Annotated in this window: 13 protein-coding genes and 1 pseudogene; 8 read left to right on the top strand and 6 right to left on the bottom strand. The window is 67.7% G+C overall.

The window, feature by feature from the left end; genetic code table 11:
• Positions 1-1,015 (bottom strand): annotated as a pseudogene (locus GOAMR_RS23760) (hypothetical protein); the annotation flags it as partial.
• A 396-nt stretch (positions 1,016-1,411) separates the two neighbouring features.
• Between GOAMR_RS23760 and GOAMR_RS17255 the strand changes: the two are divergent.
• The 3 genes from GOAMR_RS17255 to GOAMR_RS17245 all read left to right on the top strand — a co-directional run bounded on the left by GOAMR_RS17255 (position 1,412) and on the right by GOAMR_RS17245 (position 3,750).
• Positions 1,412-1,993, top strand: coding sequence for a helix-turn-helix transcriptional regulator (locus tag GOAMR_RS17255; RefSeq protein ID WP_040515685.1), 582 nt, complete (start codon positions 1,412-1,414; stop codon positions 1,991-1,993).
• Between the two features lie 62 nt (positions 1,994-2,055).
• The gene (locus GOAMR_RS17250) at positions 2,056-2,613 is read left to right on the top strand and encodes a hypothetical protein (RefSeq protein WP_040515684.1); all 558 of its coding nucleotides are present in this window, start codon (positions 2,056-2,058) and stop codon (positions 2,611-2,613) included.
• 45 nt (positions 2,614-2,658) lie between these two features.
• Entirely contained in the window at positions 2,659-3,750 is a 1,092-nt protein-coding gene (locus tag GOAMR_RS17245; RefSeq protein ID WP_244427440.1) for an MAB_1171c family putative transporter, read from the top strand.
• 19 nt (positions 3,751-3,769) lie between these two features.
• On the opposite strand, the gene GOAMR_RS17240 is transcribed toward GOAMR_RS17245, so the two are convergent.
• Together GOAMR_RS17240 and GOAMR_RS17235 are read right to left on the bottom strand one after the other, a co-directional pair.
• Positions 3,770-4,498 (bottom strand): TMEM165/GDT1 family protein, encoded by a 729-nt coding sequence (locus tag GOAMR_RS17240; RefSeq protein WP_040515683.1) that lies wholly within the window; start codon positions 4,496-4,498, stop codon positions 3,770-3,772.
• 148 nt (positions 4,499-4,646) lie between these two features.
• Positions 4,647-5,168: a hypothetical protein gene (locus GOAMR_RS17235; RefSeq protein ID WP_005190782.1), complete on the bottom strand. Its 522-nt coding sequence runs from the start codon at positions 5,166-5,168 to the stop codon at positions 4,647-4,649.
• Between the two features lie 379 nt (positions 5,169-5,547).
• On the opposite strand from GOAMR_RS17235, the gene GOAMR_RS17230 reads away from it, so the two are divergent.
• Positions 5,548-7,578, top strand: coding sequence for an ABC transporter ATP-binding protein (locus GOAMR_RS17230; RefSeq protein ID WP_040515682.1), 2,031 nt, complete (start codon positions 5,548-5,550; stop codon positions 7,576-7,578).
• Positions 7,575-8,327, top strand: coding sequence for an energy-coupling factor transporter transmembrane component T family protein (locus GOAMR_RS17225; protein ID WP_005190778.1), 753 nt, complete (start codon positions 7,575-7,577; stop codon positions 8,325-8,327). Before GOAMR_RS17230 ends, GOAMR_RS17225 begins: the two co-directional genes overlap by 4 nt.
• A gap of 53 nt (positions 8,328-8,380) precedes the next feature.
• Here the strand turns inward: GOAMR_RS17225 and GOAMR_RS17220 are convergent, their stop codons facing one another.
• The 3 genes from GOAMR_RS17220 to GOAMR_RS17210 all read right to left on the bottom strand — a co-directional run bounded on the left by GOAMR_RS17220 (position 8,381) and on the right by GOAMR_RS17210 (position 10,113).
• Positions 8,381-8,737, bottom strand: coding sequence for a VOC family protein (locus GOAMR_RS17220; RefSeq protein ID WP_005190773.1), 357 nt, complete (start codon positions 8,735-8,737; stop codon positions 8,381-8,383).
• Between the two features lie 262 nt (positions 8,738-8,999).
• Complete coding sequence (locus GOAMR_RS17215) at positions 9,000-9,629, bottom strand: superoxide dismutase (RefSeq protein ID WP_005190771.1); 630 nt, start codon at positions 9,627-9,629, stop codon at positions 9,000-9,002.
• Positions 9,630-9,891: 262 nt separating this feature from the next.
• Positions 9,892-10,113, bottom strand: coding sequence for a hypothetical protein (locus tag GOAMR_RS17210; RefSeq protein ID WP_138943792.1), 222 nt, complete (start codon positions 10,111-10,113; stop codon positions 9,892-9,894).
• Between the two features lie 203 nt (positions 10,114-10,316).
• Here GOAMR_RS17210 and msrA point away from each other — a divergent pair, with 203 nt between their 5' ends.
• Genes msrA through GOAMR_RS17195 form a run of 3 tightly spaced genes read left to right on the top strand, consistent with a single transcriptional unit; the run spans position 10,317 to position 12,966 of the window.
• A complete protein-coding gene (gene msrA, locus GOAMR_RS17205) occupies positions 10,317-11,015 on the top strand; it encodes a peptide-methionine (S)-S-oxide reductase MsrA (RefSeq protein ID WP_040515681.1) in 699 nt (232 codons plus the stop codon).
• Positions 11,012-12,097, top strand: a complete 1,086-nt coding sequence (locus tag GOAMR_RS17200) for a winged helix DNA-binding domain-containing protein (protein WP_005190765.1) — start codon at positions 11,012-11,014, stop codon at positions 12,095-12,097. The genes msrA and GOAMR_RS17200 overlap by 4 nt, the downstream gene beginning before the upstream one ends.
• A 23-nt stretch (positions 12,098-12,120) precedes the next feature.
• Positions 12,121-12,966, top strand: a complete 846-nt coding sequence (locus GOAMR_RS17195; protein WP_040515680.1) for a S49 family peptidase — start codon at positions 12,121-12,123, stop codon at positions 12,964-12,966.
• Positions 12,967-13,103 lie beyond the last annotated feature (137 nt).

Raw genomic sequence — 13,103 nt, 5'->3', positions numbered from 1 at the left:
CGCCGCCGGAACCACCGCCACCGCCGGCGCCCGCGCCGGGCGTGGAGTCATTGCCGGAGTCGCGGGACGGGGGTGCCGAGGGCACGGGCTTGTCGTCGGACTTCTCCGGTTTGCTCGGGGAGTCGGGGTCGTCGGAGGACTCGGACGGGTTGTCGAGACCGTCCTTGACGCGTGTCTTCGACGGCGACTGGATCTGTTCACGCGGCGTGGCCACGGCGATGTCCGGCATGCGCGGGACGGCCCTGTCCGTGGTTTCCGAGGTCGTGCTCTCCGTCGTCTCCGAGGTGGTCTCGGACGTTTCCGAGGTCGGCTCGGATGTGGTCGGCTCGGATGTGGTCGGCTCGGATGTGGTCTCGGACGGTTCCGTCGGGTCTGTTGTGGTCGTCGGGGGGGTCGTGGTCACCGGGGGAGTCGTGGTGCCCCCGCCGCCGCAGTGGTTGTGCTGGTGGCAGTGGCCACCCCCGTGACCCGGCCAGCCGTGGTCGTCGTCATCGTCGTGACCGTGGCCGTTGCCCGGTCCGCCGTTGCCCGGTCCGCCGTTGCCGTGTCCGTTGTTGCCGCCGGGGCCGCCGTTCCCTGGGCCGTGTCCGTTGTTGCCACCGGGGCCGCCGTTCCCTGGGCCGTGTCCGTTGTTGCCACCGGGGCCGCCGTTGCCTGGGCCGTGTCCGTTGTTGCCACCGGGGCCGCCGTTGCCTGGGCCGTTGCCGTTGTTGCCGCCGGGACCGTTGCCGTTGTTGCCGCCGGGACCGTTGCCGTTGCCGTTGTTGCCGTTCCCGTTGCCGTTGTTGCCGGGGCCACTGTTGCCGCCGTTGCCGGGGCCACCGTTGCCGTTGCCACGACCGTTGTCGCCGCCGGTGTGACCGGTACCACCACTGTGATTGCCATCACTGCCCGCGGGGCCGTTGCCGCCCCGGTCACCGCCGCCGCTGTGTCCGTTGCCGGATTTCGGTGAGTCGCCACCGCGATCGTCGGGGGCCGCGAGGCTCAGGCCCGCGCCGAGCAGAAGCAGGAGCACGGAGGCGACGCCGAGGACAGCGGCTGCGATCCTCCGCCGGCGGGGTCGTGGCGGCTGACTTACGCGGTGCGTCAAGGTCTTTCTCCAGGTTGCGGCGGGTCGGGCCCCGCCAGGTCGGTGGCACCCCGCAGACCGTCGGTATGCTGTCGGCAGGGCATCGACTGATTAGCCGAGTAAACCATTTGGTCACTCAAGTACATGTGTGAAGAGTTCACCAAGTATATGGGCTATTCCCAAGTGTGAAACGCCTCACATTTTGTGGGAACTGTGTCATCCAACTGGGGGACACTCGTGTAAACACCTTGTTTGGGTCACCCAATGTTACGCAGCGTTGCATCGGGGATGCGTGGGGGGCTTTAATGTTTACGACAGCAAGCTTTGTTTCCGGGGAGACGAATGAATTCACAAGGTACGGAAAAGCCGCAGGGTGCAGCCGCGCGTCGCTATGACGGTTCCGCGGATCCGGCGCGGCCCCGCCAAGAGGTAGTAGATCCGGGATTGTTCGCGCGACGGCTCGAGGAGCTGTTCCGCACGGTACCCGGTCCCAACGGCCGGGCCTACAGCGCCAAGGCCATCGCCGCACGGTCCACCGAGCGTGGGTTCCGCCTGGGCGAGTCATATCTGAGTCAGCTTCGATCCGGTAAGGCCAAGTCGCCGTCGTTCCGGACCGTCGAGGGTATCGCAGCGGCATTCGGTGTCGACGTGCACTACTTCCTCGAGGACCGGGCCGCGCAGCGGACCCGCGACGAGATCGATCTCATGCGCCTGCAGGCCGACACCAACGTCCAGCTCGCCGCGTTCCGGCTTGCCGGACTGTCCAGCGACTCGGTCACTGTGGTCAACGAACTGATCAAGGTGCTGCGCGAGCAGCAGGGTCTGCCCAAGGACCCGCCGGACCTGATGTCGGCCGGCAGCCAGGATCAGTCCGCCGATGCGCAGCGCCTGCGCGTCGTCGGTGGCCAGCAGGGCCAGGACTGATCGCGCACCGGACCGATCCGATCGCTTCACAGCCGATTTCGCCCGCGTCGTAGGTTCAGGTCATGCGTTTTCGACGTGAACCACGGGGCGAGGGCCGGCGTAGCGAGCGTACATTGCGCGCACTGTGCCGGCAGGCGTTGCGGGGGCTGGATCTCGACCTGCCCCTCGACGCGGCGCAACTGTGCGAGCGTTACGGCAAGCGCAGAGGCCGCGATATCAAGTTGATCGCGTATCCGCTGCCCACGGCCATGCCCAACGGGGTGTGGCTGGCGGCGGAGGACGCGGACTACTTCTTCTACCAGGCGAACACGTCGAAGATGCATCAGGACCAGATCGTCATCCACGAGTTCGGTCACCTGATCGCCGGGCATCAGATGCTCGGCGATCAGTCGGCCGCCACCTTGCTGGCGGGCGGTGACCCGGGTCCCGATTCCGACGACACCGACTCGGCGTTGCGGCGGACGTGCTATTCCGACGACCGTGAATGGGAGGCCGAGATGCTCGCGTCGATGATCCTGACCTGGGCCGAGGACGCGGGTGACCGCGTCGGGGCCACCGAATCCGATGACGATCTGCGCGGTATGCAGCGGCTTCTCGGCGGCCACCGCGGCTGGCTGTAGGTTGGTGCGGTGGTTTCTGTCGGGATTTTCAACACCATCGCCCTGGTGGTGTTCTCTGTAGCGTTCTGTTGGCGGCTGGATCAGATCCGGAAGCACGGCGGTGGTTTTCAGGCCATCGCCCTGACCGTGTCGATCGCGGCCCTGGTCATCGCCTTCGTCTCGGCAAACGGCGACGTCGTCGAGGCGATCGACACGCTGACCTTCACCGGCGCCGCCCGCGTCGTCTTCTACGCGATGCTCTCGCTGGGTGTCGCGGCCCTGATCCTGGTGTTCTTTTTCCCGTCACCGGGCGACACGCGTAAACGCCGGATCGGTTTCGAGGCGGTGCCGCTGGTGGTGTCGCTGATCGGGCTGCAGGCGACAATGCTCGTCACGCTCGTCACGCCGCTGAATCTGAGGACCAAAGACCTCACCGAATGGAACGCTCAGAATATTGCGTTCGGGCTTTTCTTTCTCATCGCCAGTTTTTATCTCGGGTACGGATTTATCTCGTGTATCCGCAGCATCCGGCAGTTCCTGCGGACCGCCGACGGCTACCTCAAGGTGTCGCTGAGCCTGCTGGCCGCCGGTCTGGCGCTGCTGGCGATCAGCTCGATCACCCAGATCCTGTTCGTCGTGTTCGGCATGACCTCGCTGGCGCAGGTGCCGTGGCTGATGCGGTTCAGCCAGGTCGCGGCGGTCGTCGGCGTGGTGCTGTTCCTGATGGGCATCTGCTACCCGATGGTGTACGGCAAGTGGCAGGCCTTCCGGTCCGAACGCCGGCGCACCCGTGACGACGCCGAGCTGGTCCCGCTGTGGAAGCTGGTGACCGGTGCGGTGCCGGAGGTGGTGCTGCCGGGGGCCGGTAAGCAGACGGCCACCGAGCGCTATCACCGGCGCATCGTCGAAACCCGGGACGCGCTCACCCAGCTCAGTCCGTATCTGTCGGAGGACTTCGAGATCGCCGACGACGACACCCGCGTCACGATGCTCTACGACGCCGTGGACTCCTACGTCGCGTACGGCAAGACCACCGGCGATGTGCGCGACATGCTGCCCGCCGAGGGCGAGGGCATCGACGCCGACGCCGCGCCGCTGGTGCGGATGTCGCGGATCGTCGCGCTCGATCAGCAGGCGATGGCGCAGTCGGCGGGCTGACCCGGCCGACGACCGGCGCTCACGACCGATCGGGTGTGGGCACCGCGGGGTCGGCCTCGGGGTGGGTGCCCTCGGCACGGCCGACGTCCAGCCGCCGCGACCGGTAGATGAAGGCTGCGCCGATACCCACCAGCGCGACCGTCGCCGACACCGTCGCGACAACCGTCACAGTGGAGGACCCGGCCAGTCCGTCGGCCAGCAGCCACGCGCCGAAGGCGAAGAACAGCGCCGCGGCGCCGAGCGAGATGATCCGCTCGGGCAGGTGCTTGCCCAGCAGGACGCCCACCGCGATGGCGAGCACGTCGGCGGCCACCATGCCCAGCGTCGAACCGATCCAGACGCCCAGCCAGTCGTCGTCGGTGGCCAGGGTGATGGTCGCGAGCATCGTCTTGTCACCCAGCTCGGCCAGGAAGAACGACGACATCACCGCCAGGAACACCGAGGCGCCCACGCGGTTGGCCTTCTGCGACTCGTCGTCGTCGAGGCTGTCACCGCGGATGGTCCAGAGGCCGAACACGATCATCGCCAGGCCGGCGAGGATCGCCAGCAGGTCGGTGGGGATGGACATGCCCAGGAAGTGTCCGAAGAACACCGATACCGCGTGGACGGCGGTGGTGGCGACCGTGATGGCCAGCACCACCACCCACCAGCGGTACCGCAGGGCGTAGGTCATCGCCATCAGCTGCGACTTGTCACCGAGCTCGGCAACGAAGATCACGCCGAAACTCAGGAGCAAGGCAGAAATCACGATATCCAGGTTAGCCAGACCTCACTTGACCCCGCAACAGCTGGAATCGCCGAATCGCCGCAGGTGGGAGGTGCAAAACCAGAAGTTCGGGTACCCTGACCCACAAGTTACGGTAGTACTTACAGTAATGACCTCGCGTTGTGCCTGATCAGGCGGCCAGCAGCATCGCCAGCACCGCGGTGTCCGGGTCTGATCCCGGGTCGATACCCACCTGGTTGCGCAGCGTCACCACCGTGCCGTCGGCCTCGGCCTCGGCCCAGCCGGCGCGATGCTCGAGCCCCAGTTCGGGCAGACCCGGCAGCAGCACACAGCCCGAGGCCACCTCCGAACACTCCGGCAACGACGGGCGCGTGTGCGACGGCGGATGCAGCATCAGCAGCGCCGGCGGATTGTGCAGGAAGCGGCCCGCCTCCAGGAATGTGTCATCGACGACGTTGCCGACCGCCAGCATCATGCCGACGGCGTCCGGCTCGGCGTCGGCGGGATGGTCCTCGACCACGCCGAAGATTGTGGTCGTGCTCAGAAAACCCGGCCGGCACGCGATGCGCACCGACGCCACCAGCGTCTGCGTCCACTCCAGCGTCGACGCGGGCCAGCGACCCGAGATCAGGATTCCGTTCAACTGCCCACCCTCATGAAAAGGCGTGAGGCCAATGGGAATAGAAGACATGGCACAACTCCTTCCGCACGAACCGTGAGAACAGAATCGTCCTGCGCGGGCTCCCCGACAAGAGGAACACGCAGTGTTTACACAACAGCGGTCCGGTGGGGAGGTGGTGGCGTCAGGTGCCGACTGTCACCGGACCCTTCGAGACCCTCGCTCGTTCCTCGCATCGGCCTCAGGGATCAAGATGTCGGGTCACGATCGCTCGCCAACACAACAGAGCTGGTGGCAGGTCGGGCCGCGTCGTCTGGACAGAGGAGCGAGCGGGGAGCCTGCGACCCCGAGCGACGAGGGAAGACGACGCATAGGGCCCGACCTGCCAGCAGCTCTGTTGTGACAGTCCAGGCACACTGGTCGGGTGCAGAACAGCCAGCCCCTCCGTCCGATGGAGCTCGCCTCGGTGGCGATCTTCGGTGGCGTCACCGTCGCCGCGGTGGTGATCGCGGCGGTCATCCCGATGGCCACGGCCGCCGGACTGCTCGCCCCGGTCCCGCTCGCGGTGGTCGCCGCCCGTACCCGCCCGCGGGCGCTGATCGCGGCCGCCGTGGCCACCACCGGTGTCACCTTCGCGATGGCCGGCACGGGCGCGGCGTCGGGGGTGTTCATCTCCGCGATCATCGGCGGCATCGTCGGCGACACCAAACGTCGTGGGCGTGGGCTGCCGACGATCGCGCTGCTCACACTGATCGCCGCGCCGGTGATCGCCGGGCTGACCGTGGTCCTGCTGTGGATTCTGAAGCCGCTGCGCGAGCTGATGCTCACGGCGATGAAGAACAGCCTCAACGGCCTCGGCAACTGGATCGGCAGGATCCCGGGGCTCGACGGCACCGAGGACTTCGTCAACGGACTCACCCGCAACGCCGTCGACTGGTGGTGGGCATGGATCTGGGTGTCGGGGACCATCGGCACCGCGATCTCCATCGTCGTCGCCTGGTGGATCCTGGGGGCTGTCATCGACCGGCTCGCGGACGTGCCCGCCGAGGACACCCTGGATCAGGGGGCGGCGCTCGGGGCGGCCACCGACATCGCGCCGCTGCCGCTGGTGGCCTCGGGCGTCGACTTCGCCTACCGCGACGGCGGTCCGCTCGTGCTGTCGGGGATCGACCTGCGGATCGATCCGGGGGAGTTCGTCGCGATCGTCGGCGCGAACGGTTCCGGGAAGTCGACCCTGGTCAAGATCATCGCCGGCCGGCCGCCGACCCGCGGCACCGTCGAGCGGCCGGGGCTGCCCGGTCTGGGCAGGCACGGTGGGACGGCTATGGTGCTGCAGCGGCCCGAGTCACAGATGCTCGGTTCCCGCGTCGCCGACGACCTGGTGTGGGGCCTGCCCGACGACGCAGACGTCGACGTCGAGGCGTTGCTCGCCGAGGTGGGCCTGGCCGGTTTCGGTCAGCGCGAGACGTCGGATCTGTCCGGTGGGCAGCAGCAGCGGCTGGCGGTGGCCGCGGCCCTGGCCCGCAGCCCGCAACTGCTGATCGCCGACGAGGTGACGTCGATGGTAGACCCCGACGGCCGCGACGACATCCTGGAACTGCTCGCCGGGCTGCCCGCCCGGCACGGCATGACGGTCGTCCTCATCACCCATCGCGGGGTCGAGGCGGCCGCCGCCGACCGGGTGATCCACCTCGATCAGGGCCGGCTCGTCGCGCATCCGCCGGAGTGGATACCGCGGGACGCTGCGGCCCCCGGACACCGGCTGGAGGAGTACCGCCCGGCCCCGGGTCCGTACGACGGGTGGACCCGCCCGATCCTGGCCCTCGACCGCGTCGGATACACCTACCTGCCGGGATCACCGTGGCAGGTGCATGCCCTGCACGACATATCGTTGCAGGTCAATGCGGGTGACGGGCTGCTGATCGTCGGCGGCAACGGCTCCGGCAAGACGACCCTCGCCTGGGTGATGGCCGGTCTGCTCGAACCCGGATCGGGTACCTGCGCACTCGACGGTGAACCGATCGGTAAGCATGTCGGCGACGTCGGCCTGGGTTTCCAGCACGCGCGGCTGCAGTTGCAGCGGGCCAATGTCGGCGACGAGATCATGGCCGCGGGCGGCCTCGACGTGGGCACCACGGAGGTGGGGCGGGTGCTCGACCTCGTCGGGCTGCCGCGGTCGATCGCCGCCCGGCACACCGATTCGCTCAGCGGCGGGCAGATGCGCCGGGTGGTGCTGGCCGGGCTCATCGCCCGTAAACCCAAGGTGCTGATCCTCGACGAGCCGCTGGCCGGTCTCGACCCGTACGCGCGGGAGGAGATCGTGTCCCTGCTCGCGCGGCTGCGCCGGGGCGGGCAGACGATCGTGATCATCTCGCACGACTACGACGGCCTGGCGCGCGTCTGCAACCGCCGCGTCGTTCTCGCGGGCGGTTCCCTGCAACCCGAACACATCGGACCCGACACCGGAGGTCGTCGATCATGACCATGCGCACAGTGCCGTTGCGCCGGGTTCCCGGCGACTCGATCGTGCACCGCCTGTGGGCGGGCACCAAGCTGGTGGTGGTGCTGGCGCTCGGCGTGCTCACCTGGGTGCTGCCGAGCTGGCCGGCGCTGGGGCTGGTGGCGGCGATCGTCGTGATCACCGCCCTGATCGCCGGCATCCCGCTGGGCGCGATCCCGCGGCCCCCGTGGTGGTTCTGGGGGCTCATCGCGATCGGCGCGGCCATGAACTCGACGGTCGCCGGATGGGCCGGCCTCATCGTGTTCCTGCGCGCGACCGCCCTCGGCCTGATCCTCGTCGCCAGTTCGGTGCTGGTCATCTGGACCACGCCGATGGCCGAGATCGCGCCCGCCCTCGCGAAACTGATGAGCCCGCTGCGCAAACTGCGGCTGCCCGTCGACGAGTGGGCCGTCGCGATCGCGCTGTGCCTGCGTGGGCTGCCACTGCTCATCGAGGAGATGCGGATCCTGCGCGCCGTGCACCGGCTGCGGCCGAAGGCGCCGCCGGACGCCGATCATCCGTCGGCGCAGATGGGCGTCATCGACATGATCGTCAGCGCGATGTCGTCGGCGCTGCGGCGAAGCTCGGAGATGGCCGAGGCGATCACCGCCCGCGGCGGTACCGGCCGGCTCACCGCGTACGAGTCGCGGCCGGGGCGCCTGGACGCGGTGATCCTGACGGTCGTGTTCCTCGGCTGCGTGGCAGCGGTGATCACGACCATCATGTTGTGATTGGGTTGTGCTTATGCCGCCACACAGGTCGTTGGCATGGGCCTGTTGCTTGGTCAGTGGGTGCCGGCGGTGGCTACGCAGAACTGGTTGCCGTCGGGGTCGGCGAGGGTGGTCCACGAGAACTCGGGCATCTCGTGTTCGGCGATGAGGGTGGCGCCGGCGGCGATGAGGCGCTGCACCTCGGCCGCGCGGTCGGGCGCTGTGAGGTCGAGGTGGATGCGGTTCTTGCCGGGTGTCGGGTCGTCGACCTTCTGGAACGCCAGCATCGGCTGCCCGTCACCGAGGGTGACGGTGACGAACCACCCCTCGTTTTCGGCGACGATGCTGCCACCGGTCTGCTCGGCCCACCAGCGCGCGATGGGCAGTGGGTCGGCGGTGTCGACGGTGATCATGGCGAGTGAGAGTGTCATGCTCAGAACCTAAGCCCGAACCCGGACAGTCTGTGTCCGGATTCGAACACAGGAACAAAGAAACTGCCGGCCACCCAAAGGTGACCGGCAGTTCACGCAAGAGGCCGATGCCAAGACGACCACATGTTTGGCCGCCCAGGCGGGTTGAGTTTCTGGCCCCGCCCCGTTCTGGACGACCGACTGAGCCGGGCGAGGAACGAGCCCGCGCGAAGGAGGGAGGAAGAACGGGGGTCAAGGGGCCAAGAACTCAGGCCCGCCGCATTTACACAGGCACAATCAGGCCGTTGCCCTGGCTGCGGGCGCGGTCGAAGCGCTCGGCGGCGTCGGCCCAGTTGACGATGTTCCACCAGGCCTTGACGTAGTCGGGCTTGACGTTCTGGTAGTCGAGGTAGAAGGCGTGCTCCCACATGTCGAGCATGACGACCGGGATGATGGCGGCGGGGATGTTGCCGCTCTGGTCGGTCAGCTGCAGGATGACCAGGTTTCCGCCGATGGTGTCGTAGCCCAGGATGGCCCAGCCGGAACCCTGCAGGGTGGTGGCTGCGGCGGTGAAGTGGGCGTGGAACTTGTCGAAGCTGCCGAACTGGTCGTCGATGGCCGCGGCGAGTTCGCCTTCGGGCTTGTCGCCTCCGTTGGGCGAGAGGTTCTTCCAGAAGATGGAGTGGTTGGTGTGACCGCCGAGGTGGAAGGCGAGGGTGGCCGACAGGCCGTAGGCCTTGCCCGCGATGGTGCCGTCTTCGCGTGCTTCGGCGAGCTTGGCGAGGGTGTCGTTGACGCCCTTCACGTAGGTGGCGTGGTGCTTGCTGTGATGCAGTTCCATGATGCGGCCGGAGATGTGCGGCTCCAGGGCGCCGTAGTCATAGTCCAGTTCCGGCAAGGTGTATTCAGCCACGATGGTCCTCTCTGACGAGTTTGAGCTGCTTTCCACGCCCGGGTGAGCGCAGTGCCCGGCGCAGGTATGCGCGTAGGGATTACTTCACACTTACTCGGGGCGTGAGGCCTAAGCAATGTTCCCAGAGCCAATCTACTCGCATGGGTAGCGACATACGGCCCTGTACGCGCGGCGAACGCAAGGATGCCGGACCAGGAGAGGTGCGGCAGCGAAAGAAAACGGTGATCAGAGAAGTACCGGCATCACAGCAGTGCCGGGGCGATCACAGCAGTGCCAGCGCGATCACGACGGCGAGCAGCGCGACGATCGTGAGGGCGGTGATGCGGCATTGATTGCCGATGCTCTTGTCGGTGACCACGGGAAAGTCGGTGGTGTGTGGAACTCGGACCGGGGCGGTACCTGCCGCGAGTGCGGGCCGGCTGGGGCCTGGCTGGGTGTGACGCGTCGTCGCGTGCGTGGCCATGGCCGCTCCGTCCTGTCTCATCATCCGAACCGTGTCTGTCTGACCGGTACTCACCTGTGAGCAGAGCTGTGTTCCATGAAACGCCGGGGCGCCATGAAACGGCGGGTGAACGCCGGATGTGGTGCAACGCGACTGCATCGTGATCACAGTCACAGCGGCGATTGAATCAGAGTGGTGGCAATCACACAAGTCCCGGTTAGGGGGACGCGCGTAGAGTTGCCGGTATGTCGTGGCTTGATCAGGTATTCTCCGGCGCGTCGTCGAAGCGGACGATGATCGCTCCGGCCGAGGCACTGCCCGGCCGCCCCACCCCGGTGCCGCTCGCGGCGTCGAATGTGGTGCTCGGCCACCCGATGCGCGGCGACGACCCGGAGTCGGCCGCGGGTATCGGCACCTTCGACGGCTACCAGGTGGTCGTTCTGGCCGGTGGCTGTTTCTGGGGTGTCGAGGAGATCTTCTGGCAGGTGCCCGGCGTCTACACCACCGCAGTCGGCTATGCGGGCGGCTTCACGCCCAACCCCTCCTATGAGGAGGTGTGCACGGCCCGCACCGGACACACCGAGTCGACGCTCGTCGTGTTCGATCCCCAGGTCATCGACCTCGAGGGCGTCCTCAAGGTGTTCTGGGAGACGCACGACCCGACGCAGGAGATGCAGCAGGGCAACGACGTCGGTACCCAGTACCGTTCGGCCATCTACACCGTCGGCGACGACGACGCGCAGCTCGCGCGGGACAGCGCGCAGCGGTTCGGCGCGGTCGTCGCCGAAGCCGGTCTGGGTGCGATCGCCACCGAGATCGCGTCGCTCGAGCAGGCCGGCGACGGCCGGTTCTACTACGCCGAGGACTACCACCAGCAGTATCTGGCGAAGAACCCGAACGGCTACCGCTGCCACGCGTCCACCGGGCTGCAGTATCCCGCGTGAGCGACCGGCTCAGCCTGCAGCAGTGGAACCGCACCCTGCTGCAGCGTCAGCATCTGCTCGAACGCGTCGACGACGACGCCGTCGAGGTCCTCGACCGGGTGGTCGGCATGCAGTCGCAGGATCCGAAGGCCGCGTTCTTCGGGCTGCACGCCCGGCTGGAGAACTTCGCCCCGGATGAGCTCGACGGCCTGATGACCGACCGCGAGACGGTGCGGATGGCGTTGCTGCGCAGCACGGTCTGCCTCGTCGACACCGAGGACGCGCGGTGGATCCGGCCCGCGGTGCAGCCGGCCCTCGACGCCGAACTCACCGGCACCCACACCAGGCGGCTGGTCGCGGCGTCCCCGGAGGCCATCGTCGACGCCGCGCGCACGATCCTCGCCGACGGCCCGATCGCTGGTGATGACCTGGGCAAACGCCTGGCTCAGCGGTTTCCCGACGAGGCTCCCGCCACCCTGACGCGCGTGGTCCGGTGTGCGCTGGCGCTCGTGCAGGTGCCGCCGCGTGGCCTGTGGTCGGGCCGCGGCAAACCCACTTACGCCCTGTTCGACGACTGGGTGGGTCCGGCCGAGCCCGCGCTGACCGGTGACGACGCCCGCGCGGAACTGATCCGGCTGTATCTGCGGGGTTTCGGGCCGGCGACGGTCGCGGCGATCCAGATGTGGTCGGGTATCGGCGGTCTGACCCCGCTGGTGGAGAAGATGGAAGCCGACTGGGAGCTGGAGAAGCTGACCGGTCCAGACGGTGAAACCCTGTACGACCTCGACGGTCTGGGCCTGGCCGATCCCGGCGAACCGGCCCCGGTGCGGCTGCTGGCCCCCTACGACCACGTCATCGCCGCGGCCGCCGATCGGCGGCGGGTGGCCGGCGAGGACGCGCTGAACGCGATCAAGACGGCCAACGGGCAGATGCGCGGGCTGATCCTCGTCGACGGGTGGCTGTCGGGAACGTGGTCGGTCGCCAAGGCACGGGGTAAGGCCCCGGCCGAGGTTGCTGTCGAGCTGTTCGGCGAGCCCGCCGAGGAGCAGCGCGCCGGACTCGACGCCGAGGTGGAGCGGCTGCGCGAGTTCGTCGCGAACTGAACACTCCACCTAGACTCGTCCGAATGAGTACAGGCCTGATGTCGCGGATGGCGACCGTTGTGGGGGTCCGGCACACCGACAAGGTGGCGGTGGTGCGGGTCGACGGGCCGATCGGCGACGAGTTCGGTCAGCGGGGCGTGTCGGCCGAGGGCATCGAGGAGGTGCTGCGCCGCGCATTCGACATCGATCACCTGCGGGCGGTCGCGGTGGTGATCAACTCGCCGGGCGGCTCACCCGCTCAGTCGGAGTACGTCGCCGAGCGGATCCGGCAGCTGTCGGCGGAGAAGGGTGTGAAGGTCTTCGCGTTCTGCGAGGATATGGCGGCCTCGGGCGGGTATTGGATCGCCTGCGCCGCGGACGAGATCTTCGCCGCCCGCACCTCTCTGGTCGGCTCGATCGGCGTGGTGTCGTCGGGTTTCGGGCTGCAGGATCTGATGTCGCGGCTGGGCATCGAGCGACGGCTGTACTCGGCGGGCAAGAACAAGGCGCGGATGGACATGTTCTCCCCGGAATCCGACGAGGACGTCGCGTGGCTGGAGAGTCTGCAGTCCAAGCTGCACGACGAGTTCAAGGCGTGGGTGGCGCAGCGGCGTGGCAAGCGGCTCAAGGCCCCCGACGACGTCCTGTTCAGCGGCGACATCTGGATCGGTGCGCAGGCGGTGGAACTCGGCGTCGTCGACGGGGTGGGGGTGCTGCGGTCGGTGATCGCCGAGCGCTATCCCGACGCCGAGATCGTGCCGATCGATACGCCGAAACCCCTGCTGTCGAGGCTGGCGGGCGGCCAGATATCGGTGGCGTCGCTGACGCAGGGCATGGTGACCGGCGCGGTCAACGCGGTCGAAGCGCTGCCGGTCGCGCGGTTTCGCTAACACCTTTCCCCAAGTTATCCACATATCTGTGAACAACTGTGGATCGACCATATGTTCACTGTCGTGAATATTTCGCCGAACCATGCGAGATAGTCGGTGACGCGCATCACTTATCTCTGGCTTTGTGCAGCCGTTAT

The sequence above is a fragment of the Gordonia amarae NBRC 15530 genome (genome assembly GCF_000241345.1).
GTDB classification, from domain to species: domain Bacteria; phylum Actinomycetota; class Actinomycetes; order Mycobacteriales; family Mycobacteriaceae; genus Gordonia; species Gordonia amarae.
This window is presented reverse-complemented; position numbering and strand designations above follow the sequence as displayed.

What these genes read in the sequence shown, in the direction of transcription:
- GOAMR_RS17255 (WP_040515685.1), top strand. Translation starts at nt 1,412, where the DNA reads ATGAATTCACAAGGTACGGAAAAGCCGCAGGGTGCAGCCGCGCGTCGC.
- GOAMR_RS17250 (WP_040515684.1), top strand. Translation starts at nt 2,056, where the DNA reads ATGCGTTTTCGACGTGAACCACGGGGCGAGGGCCGGCGTAGCGAGCGT.
- GOAMR_RS17235 (WP_005190782.1), bottom strand. Translation starts at nt 5,168, where the DNA reads ATGTCTTCTATTCCCATTGGCCTCACGCCTTTTCATGAGGGTGGGCAG.
- GOAMR_RS17230 (WP_040515682.1), top strand. Translation starts at nt 5,548, where the DNA reads ATGGAGCTCGCCTCGGTGGCGATCTTCGGTGGCGTCACCGTCGCCGCG.
- GOAMR_RS17225 (WP_005190778.1), top strand. Translation starts at nt 7,575, where the DNA reads ATGACCATGCGCACAGTGCCGTTGCGCCGGGTTCCCGGCGACTCGATC.
- GOAMR_RS17220 (WP_005190773.1), bottom strand. Translation starts at nt 8,737, where the DNA reads ATGACACTCTCACTCGCCATGATCACCGTCGACACCGCCGACCCACTG.
- GOAMR_RS17210 (WP_138943792.1), bottom strand. Translation starts at nt 10,113, where the DNA reads ATGAGACAGGACGGAGCGGCCATGGCCACGCACGCGACGACGCGTCAC.
- msrA (WP_040515681.1), top strand. Translation starts at nt 10,317, where the DNA reads ATGTCGTGGCTTGATCAGGTATTCTCCGGCGCGTCGTCGAAGCGGACG.
- GOAMR_RS17195 (WP_040515680.1), top strand. Translation starts at nt 12,121, where the DNA reads ATGAGTACAGGCCTGATGTCGCGGATGGCGACCGTTGTGGGGGTCCGG.